13 protein-coding genes and 1 tRNA gene are annotated in these 17,781 nt (G+C 63.8%); 6 read left to right on the top strand and 8 right to left on the bottom strand.

Going from position 1 to position 17,781, the window contains the following annotated elements:
* Nucleotides 1–93 precede the first annotated feature (93 nt).
* Nucleotides 94–1,350, top strand: coding sequence for a cytochrome P450 (locus ASD04_RS02050; protein ID WP_056251773.1), 1,257 nt, complete (start codon nucleotides 94–96; stop codon nucleotides 1,348–1,350).
* A 163-nt stretch (nucleotides 1,351–1,513) separates the two neighbouring features.
* On the opposite strand, the gene ASD04_RS02055 is transcribed toward ASD04_RS02050, so the two are convergent.
* The 3 genes from ASD04_RS02055 to ASD04_RS02065 form a co-directional block, all read right to left on the bottom strand.
* Nucleotides 1,514–2,986 (bottom strand): bifunctional ADP-dependent NAD(P)H-hydrate dehydratase/NAD(P)H-hydrate epimerase, encoded by a 1,473-nt coding sequence (locus tag ASD04_RS02055; protein WP_056251776.1) that lies wholly within the window; start codon nucleotides 2,984–2,986, stop codon nucleotides 1,514–1,516.
* A gap of 146 nt (nucleotides 2,987–3,132) precedes the next feature.
* Nucleotides 3,133–4,521, bottom strand: a complete 1,389-nt coding sequence (tig, locus tag ASD04_RS02060) for a trigger factor (protein ID WP_244488222.1) — start codon at nucleotides 4,519–4,521, stop codon at nucleotides 3,133–3,135.
* Between the two features lie 37 nt (nucleotides 4,522–4,558).
* A tRNA-Leu gene (locus ASD04_RS02065) sits at nucleotides 4,559–4,643 on the bottom strand.
* Nucleotides 4,644–4,992: 349 nt separating this feature from the next.
* Between ASD04_RS02065 and ASD04_RS02070 the strand changes: the two genes are divergently transcribed.
* Both ASD04_RS02070 and glnA read left to right on the top strand, forming a co-directional pair.
* Complete coding sequence (locus ASD04_RS02070; protein WP_035079039.1) at nucleotides 4,993–5,331, top strand: P-II family nitrogen regulator; 339 nt, start codon at nucleotides 4,993–4,995, stop codon at nucleotides 5,329–5,331.
* Between the two features lie 71 nt (nucleotides 5,332–5,402).
* Nucleotides 5,403–6,812 carry a type I glutamate--ammonia ligase gene (glnA, locus tag ASD04_RS02075; protein WP_056251779.1) on the top strand — a complete coding sequence of 470 codons (1,410 nt, stop codon included), beginning with the start codon at nucleotides 5,403–5,405 and terminating at the stop codon, nucleotides 6,810–6,812.
* A gap of 49 nt (nucleotides 6,813–6,861) precedes the next feature.
* On the opposite strand, the gene ASD04_RS02080 is transcribed toward glnA, so the two are convergent.
* The 4 genes from ASD04_RS02080 to ASD04_RS02095 all read right to left on the bottom strand — a co-directional run bounded on the left by ASD04_RS02080 (nucleotide 6,862) and on the right by ASD04_RS02095 (nucleotide 10,984).
* Complete coding sequence (locus ASD04_RS02080) at nucleotides 6,862–7,545, bottom strand: PilZ domain-containing protein (protein ID WP_056251783.1); 684 nt, start codon at nucleotides 7,543–7,545, stop codon at nucleotides 6,862–6,864.
* 129 nt (nucleotides 7,546–7,674) lie between these two features.
* On the bottom strand, nucleotides 7,675–8,322 hold the full coding sequence (locus ASD04_RS02085) for a PilZ domain-containing protein (RefSeq protein ID WP_156461095.1): 648 nt from the start codon (nucleotides 8,320–8,322) through the stop codon (nucleotides 7,675–7,677).
* 138 nt (nucleotides 8,323–8,460) lie between these two features.
* The gene (locus ASD04_RS02090; RefSeq protein WP_056251787.1) at nucleotides 8,461–9,987 is read right to left on the bottom strand and encodes an ATP-binding cassette domain-containing protein; all 1,527 of its coding nucleotides are present in this window, start codon (nucleotides 9,985–9,987) and stop codon (nucleotides 8,461–8,463) included.
* A gap of 673 nt (nucleotides 9,988–10,660) precedes the next feature.
* Nucleotides 10,661–10,984, bottom strand: a complete 324-nt coding sequence (locus ASD04_RS02095) for a hypothetical protein (RefSeq protein ID WP_056251790.1) — start codon at nucleotides 10,982–10,984, stop codon at nucleotides 10,661–10,663.
* Between the two features lie 194 nt (nucleotides 10,985–11,178).
* Here ASD04_RS02095 and parE point away from each other — a divergent pair, with 194 nt between their 5' ends.
* The 3 genes from parE (at nucleotide 11,179) to ASD04_RS02110 (ending at nucleotide 16,396) form a co-directional block, all read left to right on the top strand.
* The gene (gene parE / locus ASD04_RS02100) at nucleotides 11,179–13,203 is read left to right on the top strand and encodes a DNA topoisomerase IV subunit B (protein ID WP_056251793.1); all 2,025 of its coding nucleotides are present in this window, start codon (nucleotides 11,179–11,181) and stop codon (nucleotides 13,201–13,203) included.
* A gap of 451 nt (nucleotides 13,204–13,654) precedes the next feature.
* The gene (locus ASD04_RS02105; RefSeq protein ID WP_056251796.1) at nucleotides 13,655–15,175 is read left to right on the top strand and encodes a DEAD/DEAH box helicase; all 1,521 of its coding nucleotides are present in this window, start codon (nucleotides 13,655–13,657) and stop codon (nucleotides 15,173–15,175) included.
* Between the two features lie 150 nt (nucleotides 15,176–15,325).
* Nucleotides 15,326–16,396, top strand: a complete 1,071-nt coding sequence (locus ASD04_RS02110; protein WP_056251798.1) for a GGDEF domain-containing protein — start codon at nucleotides 15,326–15,328, stop codon at nucleotides 16,394–16,396.
* On the opposite strand, the gene aroA is transcribed toward ASD04_RS02110, so the two are convergent.
* Nucleotides 16,393–17,661 carry a 3-phosphoshikimate 1-carboxyvinyltransferase gene (gene aroA, locus ASD04_RS02115; protein ID WP_056251801.1) on the bottom strand — a complete coding sequence of 423 codons (1,269 nt, stop codon included), beginning with the start codon at nucleotides 17,659–17,661 and terminating at the stop codon, nucleotides 16,393–16,395. The two genes, ASD04_RS02110 and aroA, sit on opposite strands and share 4 nt — an antisense overlap.
* Nucleotides 17,662–17,781 lie beyond the last annotated feature (120 nt).

The following is a 17,781-nucleotide window of genomic DNA, read 5'->3' on the forward strand; positions in this document are numbered from 1 at the left end:
GATTTTTGCGGCGAGGGCAAGCTGTCGATTGCATTGGAGGTGCGACATCGTAATGTCGGGCGTCCCGTTTCCGCTCCGGTTTCCTTTTCGCCCATGGCCGCCATTGTCCAGCTCAAGCCGATTACCGATGTTCCCGATCACCTTCGCGCCAGTGCCGAGCCGCGCGATCCGGTATTCTACCAGAACCCCTATGCCTTCTATGACCGGCTGCAAGCGGGCGAGCCCGCCTTTTTCTGGGAACAGTATGGGCATTGGTGCTTTGCCGGCTTCAGGGATGTGAGCGCCCTGCTCCGCGACAAGCGCTTCGGACGCGAAATCCTGCATGTGGCGACGCGCGAGGAACTGGGCATGCCCGCGCCCCAGCCGCATACGGCGGCGTTCGACCTCACCGAGAAACACTCGCTGCTCAACCTGGAGCCGCCGGCGCATACGCGGCTGCGCACGCTGGTCAACCGGGCCTTCGTGTCCCGGCATGTGGAGCAATTGCGGCCGCGCATCGTCCGGCTGGCCAACGAGATGATCGATGGGTTCGAGGGGCAGGACTCAATCGACCTGATCAAGGCCTTCGCGGCGCCGATCCCGGCCATCATCATTGCCGAGATGATCGGGCTGCCGGCGGAAAGCGCGCCGCAATTGCTGGCCTGGTCCAATCGCATGGTGGCCATGTACATGTTCGGGGTGAGCCACGAGACCGAGCTCGACGCCAACAAGGCATCGCAGGATTTCATGGATTTCCTCGCAGCCTCCATCGCCGAGCGGCGCAAGCAGCCGCGCGAAGATTTGCTGAGCCACATGCTGACCTCGGACCGCGACGGCGACGTACTGAGCGATGAAGAAGTGATGTCCACGGCCATCCTGCTGCTCAATGCCGGGCATGAGGCGACGGTCCACACCACGGGCAACGGCGTGAAGTCGATCCTCGAAAGCGGTATCGATCCGGTTACGCTTTTTTCGAGCGAGGCGCAGACGGCAGCGACGGTGGAGGAATGCCTGCGGTTCGATGCGCCGCTGCACCTGTTCACCCGCTATGCGCTCGATGACCTGGAGTATGAGGGGCTGCAACTGCGCAAGGGCGACGTGGTCGGGCTGATGCTCGGGGCGGCCAATCGCGACCCCCGACGCTTCGCCAATGCCAATACATTCGACCCATTCCGCACGGATGGGGCCAATGTGAGCTTTGGCGCGGGGATTCACTTCTGCATCGGGGCGCCACTGGCACGGATCGAGCTGCAGGTGGCGTTCAGCGAGCTGTTCCGGCGGCTGCCGGCGCTAAGGATTGCCGAGAAGCCGCGGTACAATGATGTGTATCATTTCCATGGGTTGCAGAAACTGATGGTGAGCTGGCGATAGGCTGCTGCCAGGCCCTCCTTCGACAGGCTCAGGATGAGGGTGGTTCGAGGCTCGTGAAGAACTCGCACCTCAGCATGAGGGCTACTCTTGGTGCAGGATTCCAGTAGCCCTCATGCTGAGGCGGGAGCTAAGCGACCCTCGAACCACGAGGGCGTGGCGAGATCTACAAGCTCGCCAATACCCCCGGCACCAGCAATGGCAAATCCTCGCTGATCAATCCCGGTCCACCGAACCTGTTCGCCGCTTCGGCATGCAGCCATACCGCCGCGCAGGCCGCTTCCCAGCCGTCCATGCCCTGCCCTATCAGGCCGGCGACCATGCCGGCCAGGACGTCGCCCGAACCGGCCGTGCCGAGCCAGGCGGGGGCGTTGGCGTTGATGGCGGCGCGGCCGTCGGGGCTGGCGATGACGGTGTCGCTGCCCTTGAGGACGACAATGGCGCCGGAATGGGTGGCAGCGGCGCGGGCCTTTTCCAGCTTGCCGCCGGGCACGTCGCCGAAGAGGCGCTGGAACTCGCCCTCATGCGGAGTCATGACGACAGGGCGGCTGCCGGCCTTGATGGCGGCGAAGAGTGCATCGGCATTGCCGGCGAAGCTGGTGAGAGCGTCGGCGTCGAGCACGGTGGCGGGGCCGGACGCCAGAACGGCGAGTACGCTGTCGCGGGTTTGCGCGCCGATGCCGGCGGCCGGGCCGATGACGACGGCGTTGATGCGCTTGTCGGCCAGCAGGTCGGCCAGCGCCGCGGTGTTTTCGGCGGGCCTGAGCATGACGGCGGTGACATGGGCGGCGTGGACCATGAGTGCCGCTTCCGAGCCGGCAAGCGAAACCAGGCCGGCCCCGACGCGAAAGGCGGCCATGGCGGCAAGGCGCGCGGCGCCGGTCTGCAAGGGGCCGCCCGAGATGACGACGACATGGCCACGGTCGAACTTGTTGCCCGCATTGCCGGCCGGCGGGATAGACCAGAGGCTGGGTGTATTCTGCCAGGCGGTGGCGGCGATCGGGTCGAGGGTGGTTTCGGGGATGCCGATGTCGGCCAGCACCACTTCGCCACAGCACTCGCGGCCCGGTTGCAGCAGATGGCCGGGCTTGAGGCGGAAGAAGGTGACGGTCATGTCCGCTATCATGGCCGTGCCGGACACGGCGCCGGTGGCGCCATCGACGCCGCTGGGCATGTCGACGCTGACCACCGGGCGCGTGCTGGCGTTGACGGCCGCGATGATGGCGGCGAAGTCGCCTTCCACATCGCGATCGAGCCCAGCCCCCAGCAGCGCATCGACGATGAGGTCGGCGCCTTCGATATCCTTTGCCGTGGGCGCCTCGATGCGGCCGGTCCACTGGCCGGCCATGGCGGCGGCATCGCCCTTGAGGGCGTCGCGGGCGCCGATGAGGCGGAGCTGGACCGGCCAGCCCTTCTGCTTGAGCAGGCGGGCCACCACGAACCCATCGCCGCCATTGTTGCCGGGGCCGCACAGGACCAGCACCGAGCGCTGGTAATAGCGTTCCACAATGGCCTCGGCCACGGCCTTGCCGGCGGCCTCCATGAGCTTCTGCGACTTGATGCCGGACTGGATGGCGAGGCGGTCGGCCTCGGCCATCTGGCGCGGTGTGAGCAGGATATCGGCGGGGGCGATGGTCATGGGTGGTCCTGACGCGGGGCACAGTTGCGTGCTTTTTAGCCTGATTTCATCAATATCGCGACACGGTGTTGGTTGAGGCAGAAGGCATTACCACAAAACAAAAAGCCGCCCATTTCTGGACGGCTTTGAATTTGATGGGTCAGAGCTTAGTGGTGGTGCTCTTCGGGAACCTCGTCCTCGTCGGCCTGGATCAGCTTGGCCAGTTCGGTGCGGGTCATCTTCTTGTCGGTGATCGTGCCCTTTTCGGCGACAAAGTCGACGACCTTGTTTTCGAAGACGGGGGCGCGGAGACCGGCGAGAGCCTGCGGGTTCTTGCGGTAGTAGTCGTAAACCTGCTGTTCCTGGCCGGGGAAGCGGCGCACTTCGGCGATGAGCGCCTGCTGGTGCTCTTCCTCGGTGACCTCGACTTCGTTCTGGTTGCCGATTTCGGCGACGACCAGACCCAGGCGCACGCGGCGCTCGGCGATGGTGCGATACTGCTCGCGGGCGGCTTCCTCGGTGGTGCCTTCATCCTCGAAGGAGCGGCCGTGGCTTTCTACTTCATGCTGGACGCGCTGCCAGATGGTGTTGAACTCGGCATCCACGAGCTGGGCCGGGACATCGAACTTATGGCCATCGTCCAGGGCGTCGAGGATCTGGCGCTTGACATGCTGGCGGCTCATCGAGGCGAGAGCGGCTTCCATCTGCGTCTTGACGGCTTCACGCATGGCTTCGACATTTTCGACGCCGAGGCGCTTGGCGAAGTCGTCGTCGAGATCGCCCTGGTTGGGGCCGTCGACATGGAGGATAGTGACTTCGAACTGGGCCTTCTTACCGGCGAGTTCGTCGCTCTGGTAATCCTTAGGGAAGGTCACTTCGATTTCGCGGGTCTCGCCCTTCTTCATGCCGACAAGCTGCTCTTCGAAGCCGGGGATGAATTCGCCGGCGCCGACGGTCAGGTGGGCATGATCGGACGTGCCGCCATCGAAGGGCTTGCCCTTGATCTTGCCGACGAAGGAGAGGCCGAGGCGGTCGCCGGTCTCGACGACGCCTTCGTCACCCTTGTCGGTATAGCCGCGGTTCTGGGCGAAGACGCGGTTCACTTCGGCGGTGACTTCCTCGTCGGTGATGTCGATCACCGGCCTGTCGAGCTTGATGCCGTCGAGCTTCATCAGCGTGACGGGCGGCAGCACTTCATATTCGACTTCGAAAGCCAGGTCGGCCTTGCCATCGAGCACGTCGTTGATGACGGCCTGATCGTCGGGCAGATCGACCTTGGGCTGGGCGGCCGCGCGTTCCTTGCGCTCGTCGAGCGTGTCGGAGACGGTGGAATTGATGGCGTCGGTCATGACTTCCGACATGGCCGAGCGGCCGAACATCTTCTTGATATGGGCCAGCGGCACCTTGCCGGGACGGAAGCCCTTGATGTTGGCCTGGCCCTTGAGCTCTTCGAGCTTGGCGCCAAGGCGCTCATTGAGGGCGGCGGCCGGAATAGTAACGCTCAGCTTGCGCTTCAGGCCTTCATTGAGGGTTTCGGTAACCTGCATTCGGTTCATGTCCCGTATTCATTAATGTCAGGGCCTGGTCCCTAGATGGTGCGGGTGAGAGGACTCGAACCTCCACGCCTTGCGGCGCTGGAACCTAAATCCAGTGCGTCTACCAGTTCCGCCACACCCGCAAAAGGACCCGTTGGCCGGGTTGGCGTTGCATCTATATGAAGATGGAAAGCCCGTCAAAGCCTAGAGTGGGGATTTGGTGGGAATGGAGGCCCCGCCGCGAACTGGCGCCATAAGCATCATTATGCGCGCTATCGTGCCAGCAATGAGGTGCCAATTGCTGGACGATTGCACAAAACTTGTGCATGTTGCCGATGTTTTGAACAACCACCCCTCGCCCTGCACGGTCACCAGCATCGGACTATCCCTGTAAGTCCTTCTCCGGACAAGCATTTTTGGCTTCCTGGCGGGCTGGCACAGGCCGTGCATACGGGCTTGCGGTAACTGCCGCATACGACACCGGAGGCTCACATGAAAAAGATCGAGGCTATCGTAAAGCCGTTCAAGCTCGACGAAGTCAAAGAGGCGCTTCAGGAAGTGGGCCTGCAAGGCATCACCGTGACCGAGGCCAAGGGCTTCGGGCGCCAGAAGGGCCATACCGAACTTTACCGCGGCGCCGAATATGTCGTCGATTTCCTGCCCAAGGTGAAAGTGGAAGTCGTGTGCCCCGACGAGCTGGCCGAAAAGGCCATCGAGGCGATCCGCAATGCGGCGCAAACCGGTCGCATCGGCGACGGCAAGATTTTCGTCTACTCGATCGAGCAGGCCATTCGAATCCGTACCGGAGAATTCGGCGACGACGCGCTCTAGGGGCCTCCACCCCGGGCGCGGCTCGCCGTGATGACAAACAAAGCATTCCGTTTAGACAGGGGAATACCTAAATGACCACCGGAGCTGACCTCCTCAAGCGCATCAAAGACGAGAACATCAAGTATCTCGACCTGCGCTTCACCGACCCGCGCGGCAAGCTGCAGCATGTCACGCTCGACGTTTCCATCGTCGATGAAGACCTGTTCGAAGAAGGCACCATGTTCGACGGTTCCTCGATCGGTGGCTGGAAGGCCATCAACGAGTCCGACATGGTTCTCATGCCCGATCCGAACTCGCACTATATGGATCCCTTCTTCGGCGCCTCTACGCTGGTGGTGAACTGCGACATTCTCGAACCGCTGACCTACCAGCCCTATAGCCGCGACCCGCGCACCACGGCCAAGAAGGCCGAGGCGTTCCTCAAGGCGTCCGGCATCGGCGACACCGTGGTTTTCGGCGCCGAGCCCGAATTCTTCCTGTTCGATGACGTCAAATATTCCAACACCTCCTACAAGGTGGGTTTTGAAGTCGACCATCCCGAACTGCCGTCCAACAACGACACCGCCTATGAAGCCGGCAATACCGGCCACCATATCGGTCTCAAGAAGGGCTATTTCCCGGTGCCGCCGCTGGACAGCGCGCAGGATATCCGCGGCGAGATGCTGGCGGCCATGGCCGACATGGGCGTGGTCGTCGAAAAGCACCACCACGAAGTGGCTTCGGCCCAGCATGAGCTCGGCATCAAGTTCGCGCCGATGATCAAGGCTGCCGACGACGTGCAGATCTACAAATATGTCATCCACCAGGTCGCCAATGCCTATGGCAAGACCGTGACCTTCATGCCCAAGCCGATCTTCGGCGATAACGGCTCGGGCATGCATTGCCACCAGTCGATCTGGAAGGACGGCAAGCCGCTGTTTGCCGGCGACCAGTATGCCGGCCTCAGCATGGAAGCGCTGTATTACATCGGCGGCATCATCAAGCATGCCAAGGCGATCAACGCCTTCACCAACCCGACCACCAACAGCTACAAGCGCCTGGTGCCCGGCTTCGAAGCCCCCGTGCTGCTGGCCTATTCGGCCCGTAACCGTTCGGCCTCGTGCCGTATTCCCTTCGGCCAGTCGCCGAAGTCCAAGCGCATCGAAATCCGCTTCCCCGATCCGCTGGCCAACCCGTACCTGGCCTTCTCGGCCATGCTGATGGCCGGCCTCGACGGCATCAAGAACAAGATCCACCCCGGCGATCCGATGGACAAGGACCTGTACGAGCTGCCGCGCCAGGAACTGATGCAGATCCCCCATGTCTGCGGTTCGCTGCGTGAAGCGCTTGCCAGCCTCGACAAGGACCGCGAGTTCCTGCTGGCCGGCGGCGTGTTCGACAACGACCAGATCGAGAGCTACATCGAGCTGAAGATGACCGAAGTCGTCAAGTTCGAGCAGACCCCGCATCCGGTCGAGTATGAAATGTACTACTCGGCCTAAGGCTGGTGACTGAATGAGAAAGGGCCCCGACAGGGGCCCTTTTGCTTTGTCAGTCGTAGCCGTAGCCTTCGTCCGTGTCGCCGGGCTCGCTGGTGTCGATATGGCGCGGCTGCAGCACGGTTACGGCGCGGCGCCATTCGAGCGGGGCTTCGAGCAGGCCCTCGATTTCGTCTTGCGGCTGGCGCGTGTCGAAATGGACGGCAAAGCCCACGTCGAACAGGCGCACCACGCGGGCGGGCACATGGCCGATGGTCACCGGCGCGCCGACGGCCGGCGTGGTATCAGCAGAAATGGCGGCGCCCGAGGCGGAATAATCGACGACGAGGCAGGGCAGCACGTCGCCGCCTTCGAGAATGATGACCGAGCGGGGCTCGGCGGGCATGAAGCGCTTTTCGGCCCGCTTGTCGGCAAGGCCGTGCCAGGGCTTGTGGCGGAAGGCTTCGATGCGATCGGCAAGGCCGGGCTCGGCATTGTCGAGATCGACCGCGAAGCCATCGGCGACATGGCGTGCGATGTGCCCATGCAGATTGCCGAACGGCGCGAAGCTGGCCGAGACGCACTCGCCTATCGCGCCGATGACCGGCGCCGCGACAACGAAACCGGTGGGCGAGATGGTCCGCAGGCGGCAGGCGAAGATGTTGATGCCCGGCCTCAGGGGCTGCCGGCCAAGACCGTAGCGCCCGGCCACGGTGCTGATGTTGTGCAGGCTGTGGTCGATCTCTGTCGCCGGCATGACGCCTCCCGGTGATGACTCGTTCAGGGATGATACGGGGCGGCGGTGAAGGCGGTGTTCACCTCTGGTCTGCAGCTTTCGTGATCGGAGTAAGCAAAACTTCATCCTGCCGGGGGTGGCAGGAGGCCCTCATTCGACCGGCGGAGCCATGAGGATTTCGAGTTGGTCGATCTCCTGGAGCTGGATGAATTGCAGGGCGAAACCGACGTCGAGATAGCGCACGACGCGCCCGACGAGCTTGCCGATGGCCATGGGCGTGCCGAGGCCGGGCCAGATATCGGCCGAAACCGCGATGCCGGACTGCGAAATATCGATGACGAAACAGGGCATCTGTGTGCCGTCGCCCAGGGTCAGGACGGTGCGGGGATCGCGCGGCAGGATGCGCTTATGGTCGCGCTTGTCGGGAACCTGCTCGTGCACCCGCTTCTTCTGCCAGACGATCTTGCCGCCCAGCTTGTTGCGATCGGTGTCGTTCAGCATCAATTCCATGACGAAGCCGGAGGGAAGCTTGCGGCTGATCTTGCCACGCAGAATGCCGAACTCGTCGAAATGGGCAGTCACGGATTCGCCTTCGCGACCGACCACCGGCCCGACGACCACGGCCAGGCGGGTCGAGATCGAGCAGAGGCGGCACGCATAGACCGACACCTTGCCATCGTCGCCAACCCGCCTGTCGGAGAGTGCATACCGACCCGCTACGGCGCCGATAAAACGGACGTCGTGCCAGTCAAAATGCGATCGTGACGGTGTGCTACCACCATCAGCGCTTTGAAACATGGGTCCCTCATCCCCAATAGTTCCGATTCCAGAGAAACCATAAGTCGTAGTTCTTAAGGACTTCTCCCAATTTACCGGCGAGTTTGGCCCCTCGCCGGGCGTAGGCCAGCATCAATTTATCGCATGGTTAGCGACGCCCTAAGGCCAGGATGCCTCCTGCGCCATAGCTGCAAAATGGGCCTCGGGACTGTCGACTTCCCGCAGCCGGCGATTTTCGATCACCAGGAACCGGTTACCGAGTCCGCGCACAAAGCTGCGATCGTGCGAAACCAGGATGCAGGTGGCGCCATGGGTGAGGATTTCGTCCTCCAGCCGCTCCTGCCCCGGAATGTCCACATGGTTGGTGGGCTCGTCGAGCAGGTAGAAATTGGGCTCCAGCAGGCGAATGGCCAACAGGCCCAACCGGGCGCGCTGGCCGAAGGACATTTCGGCAATGGGCCGTTCCTGCTTTTCGACGGCGAAGCCGGCCGCCGCCAGCAGGCTCTTGCTGCGCTGGTCGCCCTGGTCGAACTGGCCGGTAATGTAGGCGAGCGGGGATTGCCGCGCCGGCAGAAAGCTCATGGCCTGGTCGACATAGCCGGGCACCACTTGCGGACTGACCCGGGTGCCTGCTGTTTCAGCCCCGGTCATGGCGCGGTGGACGAGGCCGATAAACTGGGACTTGCCGGTGCCGTTGCGGCCCAGGATGACCAGCCGATCGCCCTGGAACACATGCAGCTTGTCGATATGAAACAGCTTGTCGCCGACGGGGCTGGTGACATCGACATTTTCAACGGCGAGCATGACCCTGGCCTGGGCGCCGCTATTGCCCAGCCGGATCTCGCCGCTGCGCTCCTTGTGCAGCGACAGCACGGCATTCTCGATCTTCTCAGCGCGCTCGCGCAGGTATTTCGATTTCACCGTCAGCAGGTCGCTGCCCGAATTTATGCCGATATTGGTGAGCTTGGCGGCCTGCTTGCGCAGGCGGCTGACCTCCTTGAGATCCTTTTCGCGTTTCGCCTCGGCGGCCTCGTCGGCTTCGGCGAGGGCCAGCCGGGCCTTGCTGTAGGGCAGCGCGAAATAGTGGCTGGCATCGGGTCGCAGGAACAGCGTGCGGTTGGTGGTGGCGTCGAGGAACTGCCGGTCATGGCTGGCAATGACCACGGGAATGTTGCGGGCCGCCCGGTTGATCCAGTTTTCGAGTTGGAACAGCTTGCCGAGATCGAGATGGTTGGTCGGCTCATCCAGCAGCATGGCGTCGGGTTGCAGCACCCAGCAGCGGGCGATCAGCGCGATGCGCTGCCAGCCGCCGCTCAATTCGGTCAGCTTACGGTTACGCATGGCGTCGGGGGTCTCGAATTCGTCGAGCACCACATCGACCCGCCAGCTATCGGTATCGCGGTCAGCGGGCGGCAGGGCTTCCAGCACCGCCCCGTAGAGGGTGAGGCCCATGCTGGCTGAAGGCATGTCCTGCTCGACATAGCCAACGGTGAGGCCGCGCGAGCGGACGATATCGCCCGCGGTCAGTTCGCCCTGCCCGGCCATGGCGCGCAGCAGCGTGGTCTTGCCGCGGCCATTGCCGGCGACGAGGCCGACGCGATCGCCGTCACCGATGACGAAATTGAGGTTGGAAAAGAGAGTGTCCGTGGCCACGAGGCCGGCATTGCGGAGGCTGATGGAGCCCATTGTCTTGTCTCACTGGTGCGGCGCTAGCGAGCGCCAAAATCCTGTCAGGCGGTCAGGAACCGCCACGAAGGGCAAACCAGAATGGGAGAGACAGGGAGGAAGTCCGTACCAGTACCGGTCAGCCCTGCAGCTGATGCCACAGGGCGTGAACAGGGCCACGGGAGCGGTGCTCGAACATGAAAGTCATTGCGCCCTCCCCTGACGGTATTGCAGCGTAGAGCGATCAATAGCCGCGCGGGCGGCGGAAATCAATCGACGGCGATCAAAGGAAATAGAACATGGCCGCGACCAGCGCGACGACCCCGGAACGCGGGGCGGTGAGCTTGGCCAGCCGGTACGCAATACCTGAAAACCCGGCTTGCGGCCAAACACCTGATATAACCGAACCAGCAGAGACCTGGTACGCAGAACGAGGATCCCGGTCGGTTCGCATACGGCAACTCCAGACAAAACCGTATGAAGTGGTTGTAGCAGCGCGCCTTTAAGAAAGTGCTTTCAAGAAGCAAACGGAACGTAAACCAGCCGGCCGATCTTGGGACGGATTTGTATGGAGTTGGGATTCTTACCTCTCCCTTCGAGGGAGAGGTCGGCGCGCAGCGCCGGGTGAGGGGGCCTTTACTGGGTGAGGTGCGTGGGGAAGGCCCCCTCACCCGCCTTGCTTCGCAAGAAAGGCCTACCCGGCCGGGCGCAGCTGGGTGCGGCCCTCGATGCGGCCGGTGCAGTAGTTGAAATCGAGCAGGTAGACCCAGCCGTCGCGGGTGGCGCGCACCTCGACATGCTTTTCCATCATGACGTTGAGGTAGATGTTGGTGTAGCCGCGATGGGCTACCGCCTGGCGGATCTGATAGTCGCTCATGCAGGTGATGCGCTCGGGATAGAAGTCCGACGCCTCGTCACCAAAGAAGATGCCGAAGCGGAAAGACTGCGCCTGGGCCGGAGCGGCCAGGCCCGCGGCGAGCAGCAGTGCGGTCAGGGCGATGGCAATGGACCTGGTCATGAATAGCCTCCTGGCTGGTGCGATCTGACACAAAAGCGGTTCCAGCTTGAACCCAGGCGGAACCGGCCGTTCATCCGGCGTTCAGCTTTGTGGACAAAGCCCTGGACGGCAAGTGGTTCCAGCATGGTCGGGCGGCCGGCTGGGATATGCTAAAAGGCGGAATCGCCCGATTCGGGCGCAAAGACGGAATGTGCATGTCGCAAGCAGAAGACCTTTTCGGCGGCGGGGACGACCCCGAGCGCCTGCCCGAACCAGCCAAGCCGGCGCCCGAGTCCGCGCCCAAGTCCGCGCCCGCCGCGGGTTCGTATTCGGCTGCCGATATCGAGGTGCTGGAAGGGCTGGAGCCGGTGCGACGCCGGCCGGGCATGTATATCGGCGGCACCGACGCCAATGCGCTGCATCACCTGTTTGCCGAAGTCATCGACAATTCGATGGACGAGGCTATTGCCGGCCATGCGACCCGCATCGAGGTGCATCTGGGCGAGGACGGCTTCATCACCGTCTCCGACAACGGCCGTGGTATTCCGGTCGAGAACCATCCGAAATATCCCGGCCGCTCGACGCTGGAAATCGTCCACACGGTGCTCCATGCCGGCGGCAAATTCGATTCCAAGGCCTATGAGACCTCGGGCGGCCTGCATGGCGTCGGCGTTTCGGTGGTCAATGCGCTCAGCGACAGCCTCATCGTCGAGGTGGCGCGCGAGCAGCAGCTGCACCGGCTGGCCTTTTCACGCGGCAAGCCGCTGGGCGAGATCGAGGCCCTGGGCCGGGTGCAGAATCGTCGCGGCACCACGACGCGCTTCCATCCCGATCCGCAAATCTTCGGCGATCACGCGCATTTTTCGGCTGCCCGCCTCTACCGCATGACGCGCGCCAAGGCGTACCTTTTCGCGGGCGTGGAACTGCGCTGGAGCTGCGACGAGTCGCTGGTGACCGAGGACGCGCCCGCCAAGGCGGTGTTCCACTATCCCAACGGCCTCAAGGACTTCATGGCCGCCCGCATCGAGGGCGAGACGCGCATTGTCGACGACCTGTTCGCCGGCGTCCACGGCAAGGCCGGCACGCATGGCGCGGTGGAATGGGCCATTGCCTGGACTTTGGGCGATGGCGGGGTTTCGTCCTATTGCAACACCGTGCCGACGCCCGATGGCGGCACGCATGAAGCGGGCCTGCGCACCGCCCTGCTCCGCGGCCTCAAGAACTATGCCGAGCTGACCAAGAACAAGGGCGCGGCCATCCTCACGGCCGAGGACATCTTTGCCCATTGCAGCGCCATGCTGTCGGTCTTCGTGCGCGAGCCCGAATTCGTCGGGCAGACCAAGGATAAGCTGGCTTCGGGCGAGGCGACGCGCATTGTCGATACCGCCCTGCGCGATGCCTTCGACCACTGGCTGGCCGCCTCGCCCAACCAGGCGGGGAAGCTGCTCGACTGGGCCATCGAGCGCGCCGAGGAACGGCTGCGCCGGCGCAAGGAAAAGGAAATCGACCGGGCCAGCGCTACGCGCAAGCTGCGCCTGCCCGGCAAGCTGGCCGACTGCACGCAGACCGCGGCGCAGGGGGCGGAACTGTTCATCGTCGAGGGTGACTCGGCCGGTGGTTCGGCCAAGCAGGCGCGCAACCGCATGAGCCAGGCGGTGCTGCCCTTGCGCGGCAAGATTCTCAACGTGGCCGGGGCCAGCCGCGAGAAAATGCAGGCGAGCCAGCTTATCGCCGACCTGATCCAGGCACTGGGCTGCGGCACGCGGGACCGCTATCGCGAGGACGACCTGCGCTACGACAAGATCATCGTGATGACCGATGCCGATGTCGACGGCGCCCATATCGCCTCGCTGCTGATCACGTTTTTCTTTCAGGAAATGCCGAAGCTCATCGATGGCGGGCACCTCTACCTGGCGCTACCCCCGCTCTATCGCATCAGCCAGGGCGGCAAGACGCTCTATGCCCGCGACGACGCCCACAAGGCCGAATTGATGGAGACCGAGTTCACCGGCAAGGGCAAGGTCGACATGACCCGCTTCAAGGGCCTGGGCGAAATGCCGTTCGCGCATCTGCGCGAGACGACGATGTCTCCGAAATCGCGGACCCTGCTGCAGGTGAAGGTGCGCGACGATCTCGATGCTACCCGGATCAGCGTCGACCGGCTGATGGGCACCAAGCCGGAAGCGCGGTTCGACTTCATCCAGGAGAATGCGGCATTTGTGACGGATCTGGATGTTTAGGAATCGTGCCACGCCCTCGTGGTTCGAGGGTCGCTGCGCTCCCACCTCACCATGAGGGCTGTTGAAGCATCGTGTTTGCAGTAGCCTTCATGGTGAGGTGCGCGTTCTTCACACCCCTCGAACCACGAGGGCGTGGCACGGTGGCTTCCGCCTCAATTAATCCTAACGTCTGCAAAGCCGTTGACAGGCAAGGGCTTTGCGCTATGGTCCGCGCCGCTGGCGCATTTCTGGCTTGACGGTTTGTCATCGCGACATTACCCGCCTCTGCCAAGCTGCCTCAGGGCCACTTCGTCGCTGCACTTGCTGCAATCCCGTTCGGTGGCCGATCCAGTCGTGGACGCGTTCGCGTAACTTGCTTTTCCAGGTCCACTGCTGAAGACCCCGGCGCACCGTTCGAATGTCTCGGACTGGACCTGGCCCCGGGCCACATTTCTGAGTGGAATTACCTGATTTGACTGACGATTTTTCCGGGCTGGGCCTGTCCACCAAAGTCACCGACGCGGTTACGGCTGCCGGCTATACCAAGCCAACCGAAATCCAGGCGCAGGCCATCCCGCACCTTCTGCAGAAGAAGGACCTGATCGGTATCGCCCAGACCGGCACCGGCAAGACGGCGAGCTTCGTGCTGCCCATGCTGACGCTGCTGGAAAACGGCCGCGCCCGCGCCCGCATGCCCCGCACGCTCATTCTCGAACCGACGCGCGAACTCGCGGCGCAGGTAAGCGAGAATTTCGAGAAATACGGCAAGAACCACCGGCTGACGATGGCGCTGATCATCGGCGGCGTGTCGTTCGAAGACCAGAACAAGAAGCTCGATCGCGGCGTCGACGTGCTGATCGCCACGCCGGGCCGTCTGCTCGACCAGATCGATCGCGGCAAGATCATGCTGAACGGCGTTGAAATCCTCGTCATCGACGAGGCCGACCGCATGCTCGACATGGGCTTCATCGACGATATCGAAAAGATCTGCTCGCGCCTCCCGCCCCGCCGGCAGACCATGCTGTTCTCGGCCACGATGGATGGCCAGATCGAGAAGCTGACCAAGAAGTTCCTCAAGGATCCGGTGCATGTGCAGGTATCGCGCGCGGCATCGACGGCCGACACGATCGACCAGAAGCTGATCAAGGTCTCGTCCAAGCCGGAAGACAAGCGCGCCGCCTTGCGTGACCGTATCCGCGCCGCCGACGGGCTGACCAATGCCATCATCTTCTGCAATCGCAAGCGCGATGTGGCGACCCTCGCCCGCTCGCTGGAGCGGCATGGCTTTTCGGCCGGGGCGCTGCATGGCGACATGGACCAGAAGAGCCGCATGGAAACACTCGATGCGTTCAAGAACAACCGGCTGACCCTTTTGGTCGCCAGCGACGTGGCGGCGCGCGGGCTCGACATCCCGGCGGTGAGCCATGTGTTCAACTTCGACGTGCCGGTGCATGCCGAAGACTATGTGCACCGGATTGGCCGCACCGGCCGCGCCGGACGCTCGGGCGTTGCCTATACACTGGTGGCGCCGGCCGATGGCAAGCATCTCGAAGCGATCCTGAAGCTGACGCAGAAGCCGATCGAGTATCTCGACACCGGCGCAAAGGCGGCCCCTGTCGAAGATAGCGAAGAGCGCCCGGTGCGCCCGGCCCGCTCGCGTCGCGGTGGCCCGCGCACCCGCGCCGAGGCGGAGGCCGCCCAGCCCCCGGCCGAGGCCAAGGCGCCCGTCGAAAAGACCGCTGCCGCGCGGCCCAAGCCGGATCGGTCGCGGCCCAAGGCAGCGCCCGCCGAGGCGGCGGCTGCAGTAACGGAAGACGCGCGCACCGAGCCTGCCAAGGCGGCGCGCGGTAGCCAGCGGCAGCAGCGTGGCCGGGGCCGGCAGCGGCCGGAAGCCGAAGAAAACGATTCGGATTCAGGCAATGGCAGCTCGCCTTTCGGTAATGACGGTCCGATTCCGGCATTTTTGCTGCGTCCCACCCGCGCCGACGGCTAGTTGGGCGCTATTTCATTGTGTAAGCTGGCGTTTTATTGTGGCGCACCAGTTGTATTCATTGATACCAGCGCGATAGTTATCATCGATGACTCGGCCCCGTGAGGGGTTCAGGCGCGGCCGGGTCCGGCGCAACGACGCGCGAGGGAAGCTGTGTCCGAACAGGAATTCAAACGCGCGCTCGGCTATGCCAACTCGGCATTCGACCTGCTCAAGCGCAGCGGGATTCCGCCCTATCCGCAGTTCTATGAGCTGCTCTACACCTATGCGACGGGCGTCAATCCGACGCTGAACAACCGAATCAACGCCATCTTCCGCAGTGGCGACACGCCATCGGCCAACCTGGCGGAAACGCTCTACAACGAATTCCTCAAATCTGACGTCAACGACCGCATGTCCAACGTCTCGGAGCGCATGCATGCGCGCATCGAGGCGGTGCACGAGGCCATCGATTCCGCCATGACGACGGCGAATGCCTATTCCGGCTCGCTGCAATCGGCGAGCGGGGATCTGGAACGCGAGATTTCGCCGGTGGCGATGAAGGATCTGGCCGAGCGCCTGCTGTCGGAGACCCGGCGCATGCAGGAGACCAATCGCGCGCTCGAGCAGAAGCTCGAAGCCTCCCGCGACGACATTGCTTCGCTGCAGCGCGATCTCGACGATGTCCGGCGCGAATCCCTGCTGGACCCGCTGACCAAGATTGCCAACCGCAAGAGCTTCGACGAGGGTATGGAAGCGGCCATCGCCGAGGCGGCGGAAAATAACCTGCCGCTCTGCCTGATGATCATCGACATCGATCACTTCAAGAACTTCAACGACACTTATGGCCACCAGACGGGCGACCAGGTGTTGCGGCTGGTGGCGATGACGCTCAAATCCAATATCAAGGGCAAGGACCTGGCGGCGCGCTATGGCGGCGAGGAATTCGTCGCTATCCTGCCCTCGACCGATATGGAGGGCGCCGTGATCGTGGCCGAGAATATCCGCAGGGCGATCCAGGCCAAGGAACTGCTGAAGCGTTCCACCAACGAGAAGCTGGGCCGCATCACCGCCTCGTTCGGCGTCGCCGCCTATAGGGCAGACGACACGGCGGCCATGCTGATCGAGCGCGCCGACCGCTGCCTGTATGCCGCCAAGCATGCCGGCCGTAACCGCGTCGTCAGCGAGACGGACCTGGAGACGATGCAGGCAGAGGCCGAAGCGCCGGGCGTGTCGGCAGCTTAAGTCGCCGGCTGCAATTGCACGCCCAGGCCTGCCAGCATGTCCCAATAGTCCGGATAGGTCTTGCCGGTGCAGGCGGGGTCGAGGATGGTGATGCCGGGCAGTTTCAGGCCCGCCAGGGCAAAGCTCATGGCGATGCGGTGATCGTGATAGGTCTCGATGCGGGCGGGGCGGCTGTGTGCCGCCAGCTCGGGGTCAGAGGCCACCAGCAGATCATCCCCCTCCTCCGTCCCAAGCCCCGGCAGGATGCGGTTGAGCTCGTTGGCAACGGCGCGGATGCGGTCGGTTTCCTTGACGCGCAGGTTGGCGATACCGACGAAACGCACCGGGTGGTTGTTGAAGGCGGCCAGCACGGCCAGGGTGGGGACGGCGTCCTGCATCTGCGAGCCATCGATGACGGCAGGCATATTGGGAAATTGCGCGATGACAGCCTGGGCAGCGGCGTCGGGTTGGGTGAAGGCGTCGGCGGCGACGCCGAGATCGATCCGGCCACCGGTCAGCGCCTCGATCCCCCAGAGATAGGTGGCGGCCGAGGCGTCGGGCTCGATGCGGAAGCCGGTGGCGGTGTAGCCTGATGGCTGGACCCGCCAGGTGCCGGCGTCGAGCTGTTCCACTTCGGCGCCGAAGCTGCGCATGGCGGCCAGCGTCAGGTCGACATAGCCGCGGGCGCCGATCTCCTTGCCCGTCAGGGCGACCGTGATGGCGCCATGGCCCAGCGGCGCGGCCATCAGCAGGGCCGAGACATACTGGCTGGAGAGGCCTCCATCGATCTCGACGCGGCCGGAGCCGAAGCTGCCATTGCCGTGAATGGTCACCGGCGGGCAACCGGTGGCGCAGATGGCGTCGATGCCGAGCGAGCGGAGCGCCGTGACCAGCGGGCCGATGGGGCGCAGGCGCATTTCCTCGTCGCCATCGACGATGACAGCCCCATCGACGGTGGCAACGGCCGCCGTGAGAAAGCGGGTGGCGGTGCCGGCATTGCCGAGGAAGAGCGGGCCAGTGGGCTGCTGCAGGCGGCCGGTGCTGGTGACGACAAAGCTCGTCGCGTCGGGCTCGTCCACGGTGACGCCCATCTGCCGCAACGCGGCGGCCATCAGGGTCGTATCCTTGCTCTTGAGCGCGCCGGTGAGGCGGCTGGTGCCGTTGGCGAGCGCGGCCAGCAGGAGAGCGCGATTGGTGATGGATTTGCTGCCCGGCGGCGAGACGCGGCCGACAAGCGGGCGATCGGGCGGGACGATGGTGAGGGCGGGCGGGAGGGGGCTCAGCATGGCGGGATAGATGCCTCATGGTGGCGCGCCGTGCAACTGGGTAGATCGTGCCACGCCCTCGTGGTTCGAGGCTCGCGAAGGGCTCGCACCTCACCATGAGGGCTACTTTGAGCTCGGTGA

The organism is Devosia sp. Root436, from assembly GCF_001426345.1.
In the GTDB taxonomy this organism is placed as follows: domain Bacteria; phylum Pseudomonadota; class Alphaproteobacteria; order Rhizobiales; family Devosiaceae; genus Devosia.

Bases quoted from the DNA above. Each gene is read 5' to 3' on its own strand.
- ASD04_RS02050 (WP_056251773.1), top strand. From the start codon at position 94: ATGGCCGCCATTGTCCAGCTCAAGCCGATTACCGATGTTCCCGATCAC.
- ASD04_RS02055 (WP_056251776.1), bottom strand. From the start codon at position 2,986: ATGACCATCGCCCCCGCCGATATCCTGCTCACACCGCGCCAGATGGCC.
- tig (WP_244488222.1), bottom strand. From the start codon at position 4,521: ATGAACCGAATGCAGGTTACCGAAACCCTCAATGAAGGCCTGAAGCGC.
- ASD04_RS02070 (WP_035079039.1), top strand. From the start codon at position 4,993: ATGAAAAAGATCGAGGCTATCGTAAAGCCGTTCAAGCTCGACGAAGTC.
- glnA (WP_056251779.1), top strand. From the start codon at position 5,403: ATGACCACCGGAGCTGACCTCCTCAAGCGCATCAAAGACGAGAACATC.
- ASD04_RS02080 (WP_056251783.1), bottom strand. From the start codon at position 7,545: ATGCCGGCGACAGAGATCGACCACAGCCTGCACAACATCAGCACCGTG.
- ASD04_RS02085 (WP_156461095.1), bottom strand. From the start codon at position 8,322: ATGTTTCAAAGCGCTGATGGTGGTAGCACACCGTCACGATCGCATTTT.
- ASD04_RS02090 (WP_056251787.1), bottom strand. From the start codon at position 9,987: ATGGGCTCCATCAGCCTCCGCAATGCCGGCCTCGTGGCCACGGACACT.
- ASD04_RS02095 (WP_056251790.1), bottom strand. From the start codon at position 10,984: ATGACCAGGTCCATTGCCATCGCCCTGACCGCACTGCTGCTCGCCGCG.
- parE (WP_056251793.1), top strand. From the start codon at position 11,179: ATGTCGCAAGCAGAAGACCTTTTCGGCGGCGGGGACGACCCCGAGCGC.
- aroA (WP_056251801.1), bottom strand. From the start codon at position 17,661: ATGCTGAGCCCCCTCCCGCCCGCCCTCACCATCGTCCCGCCCGATCGC.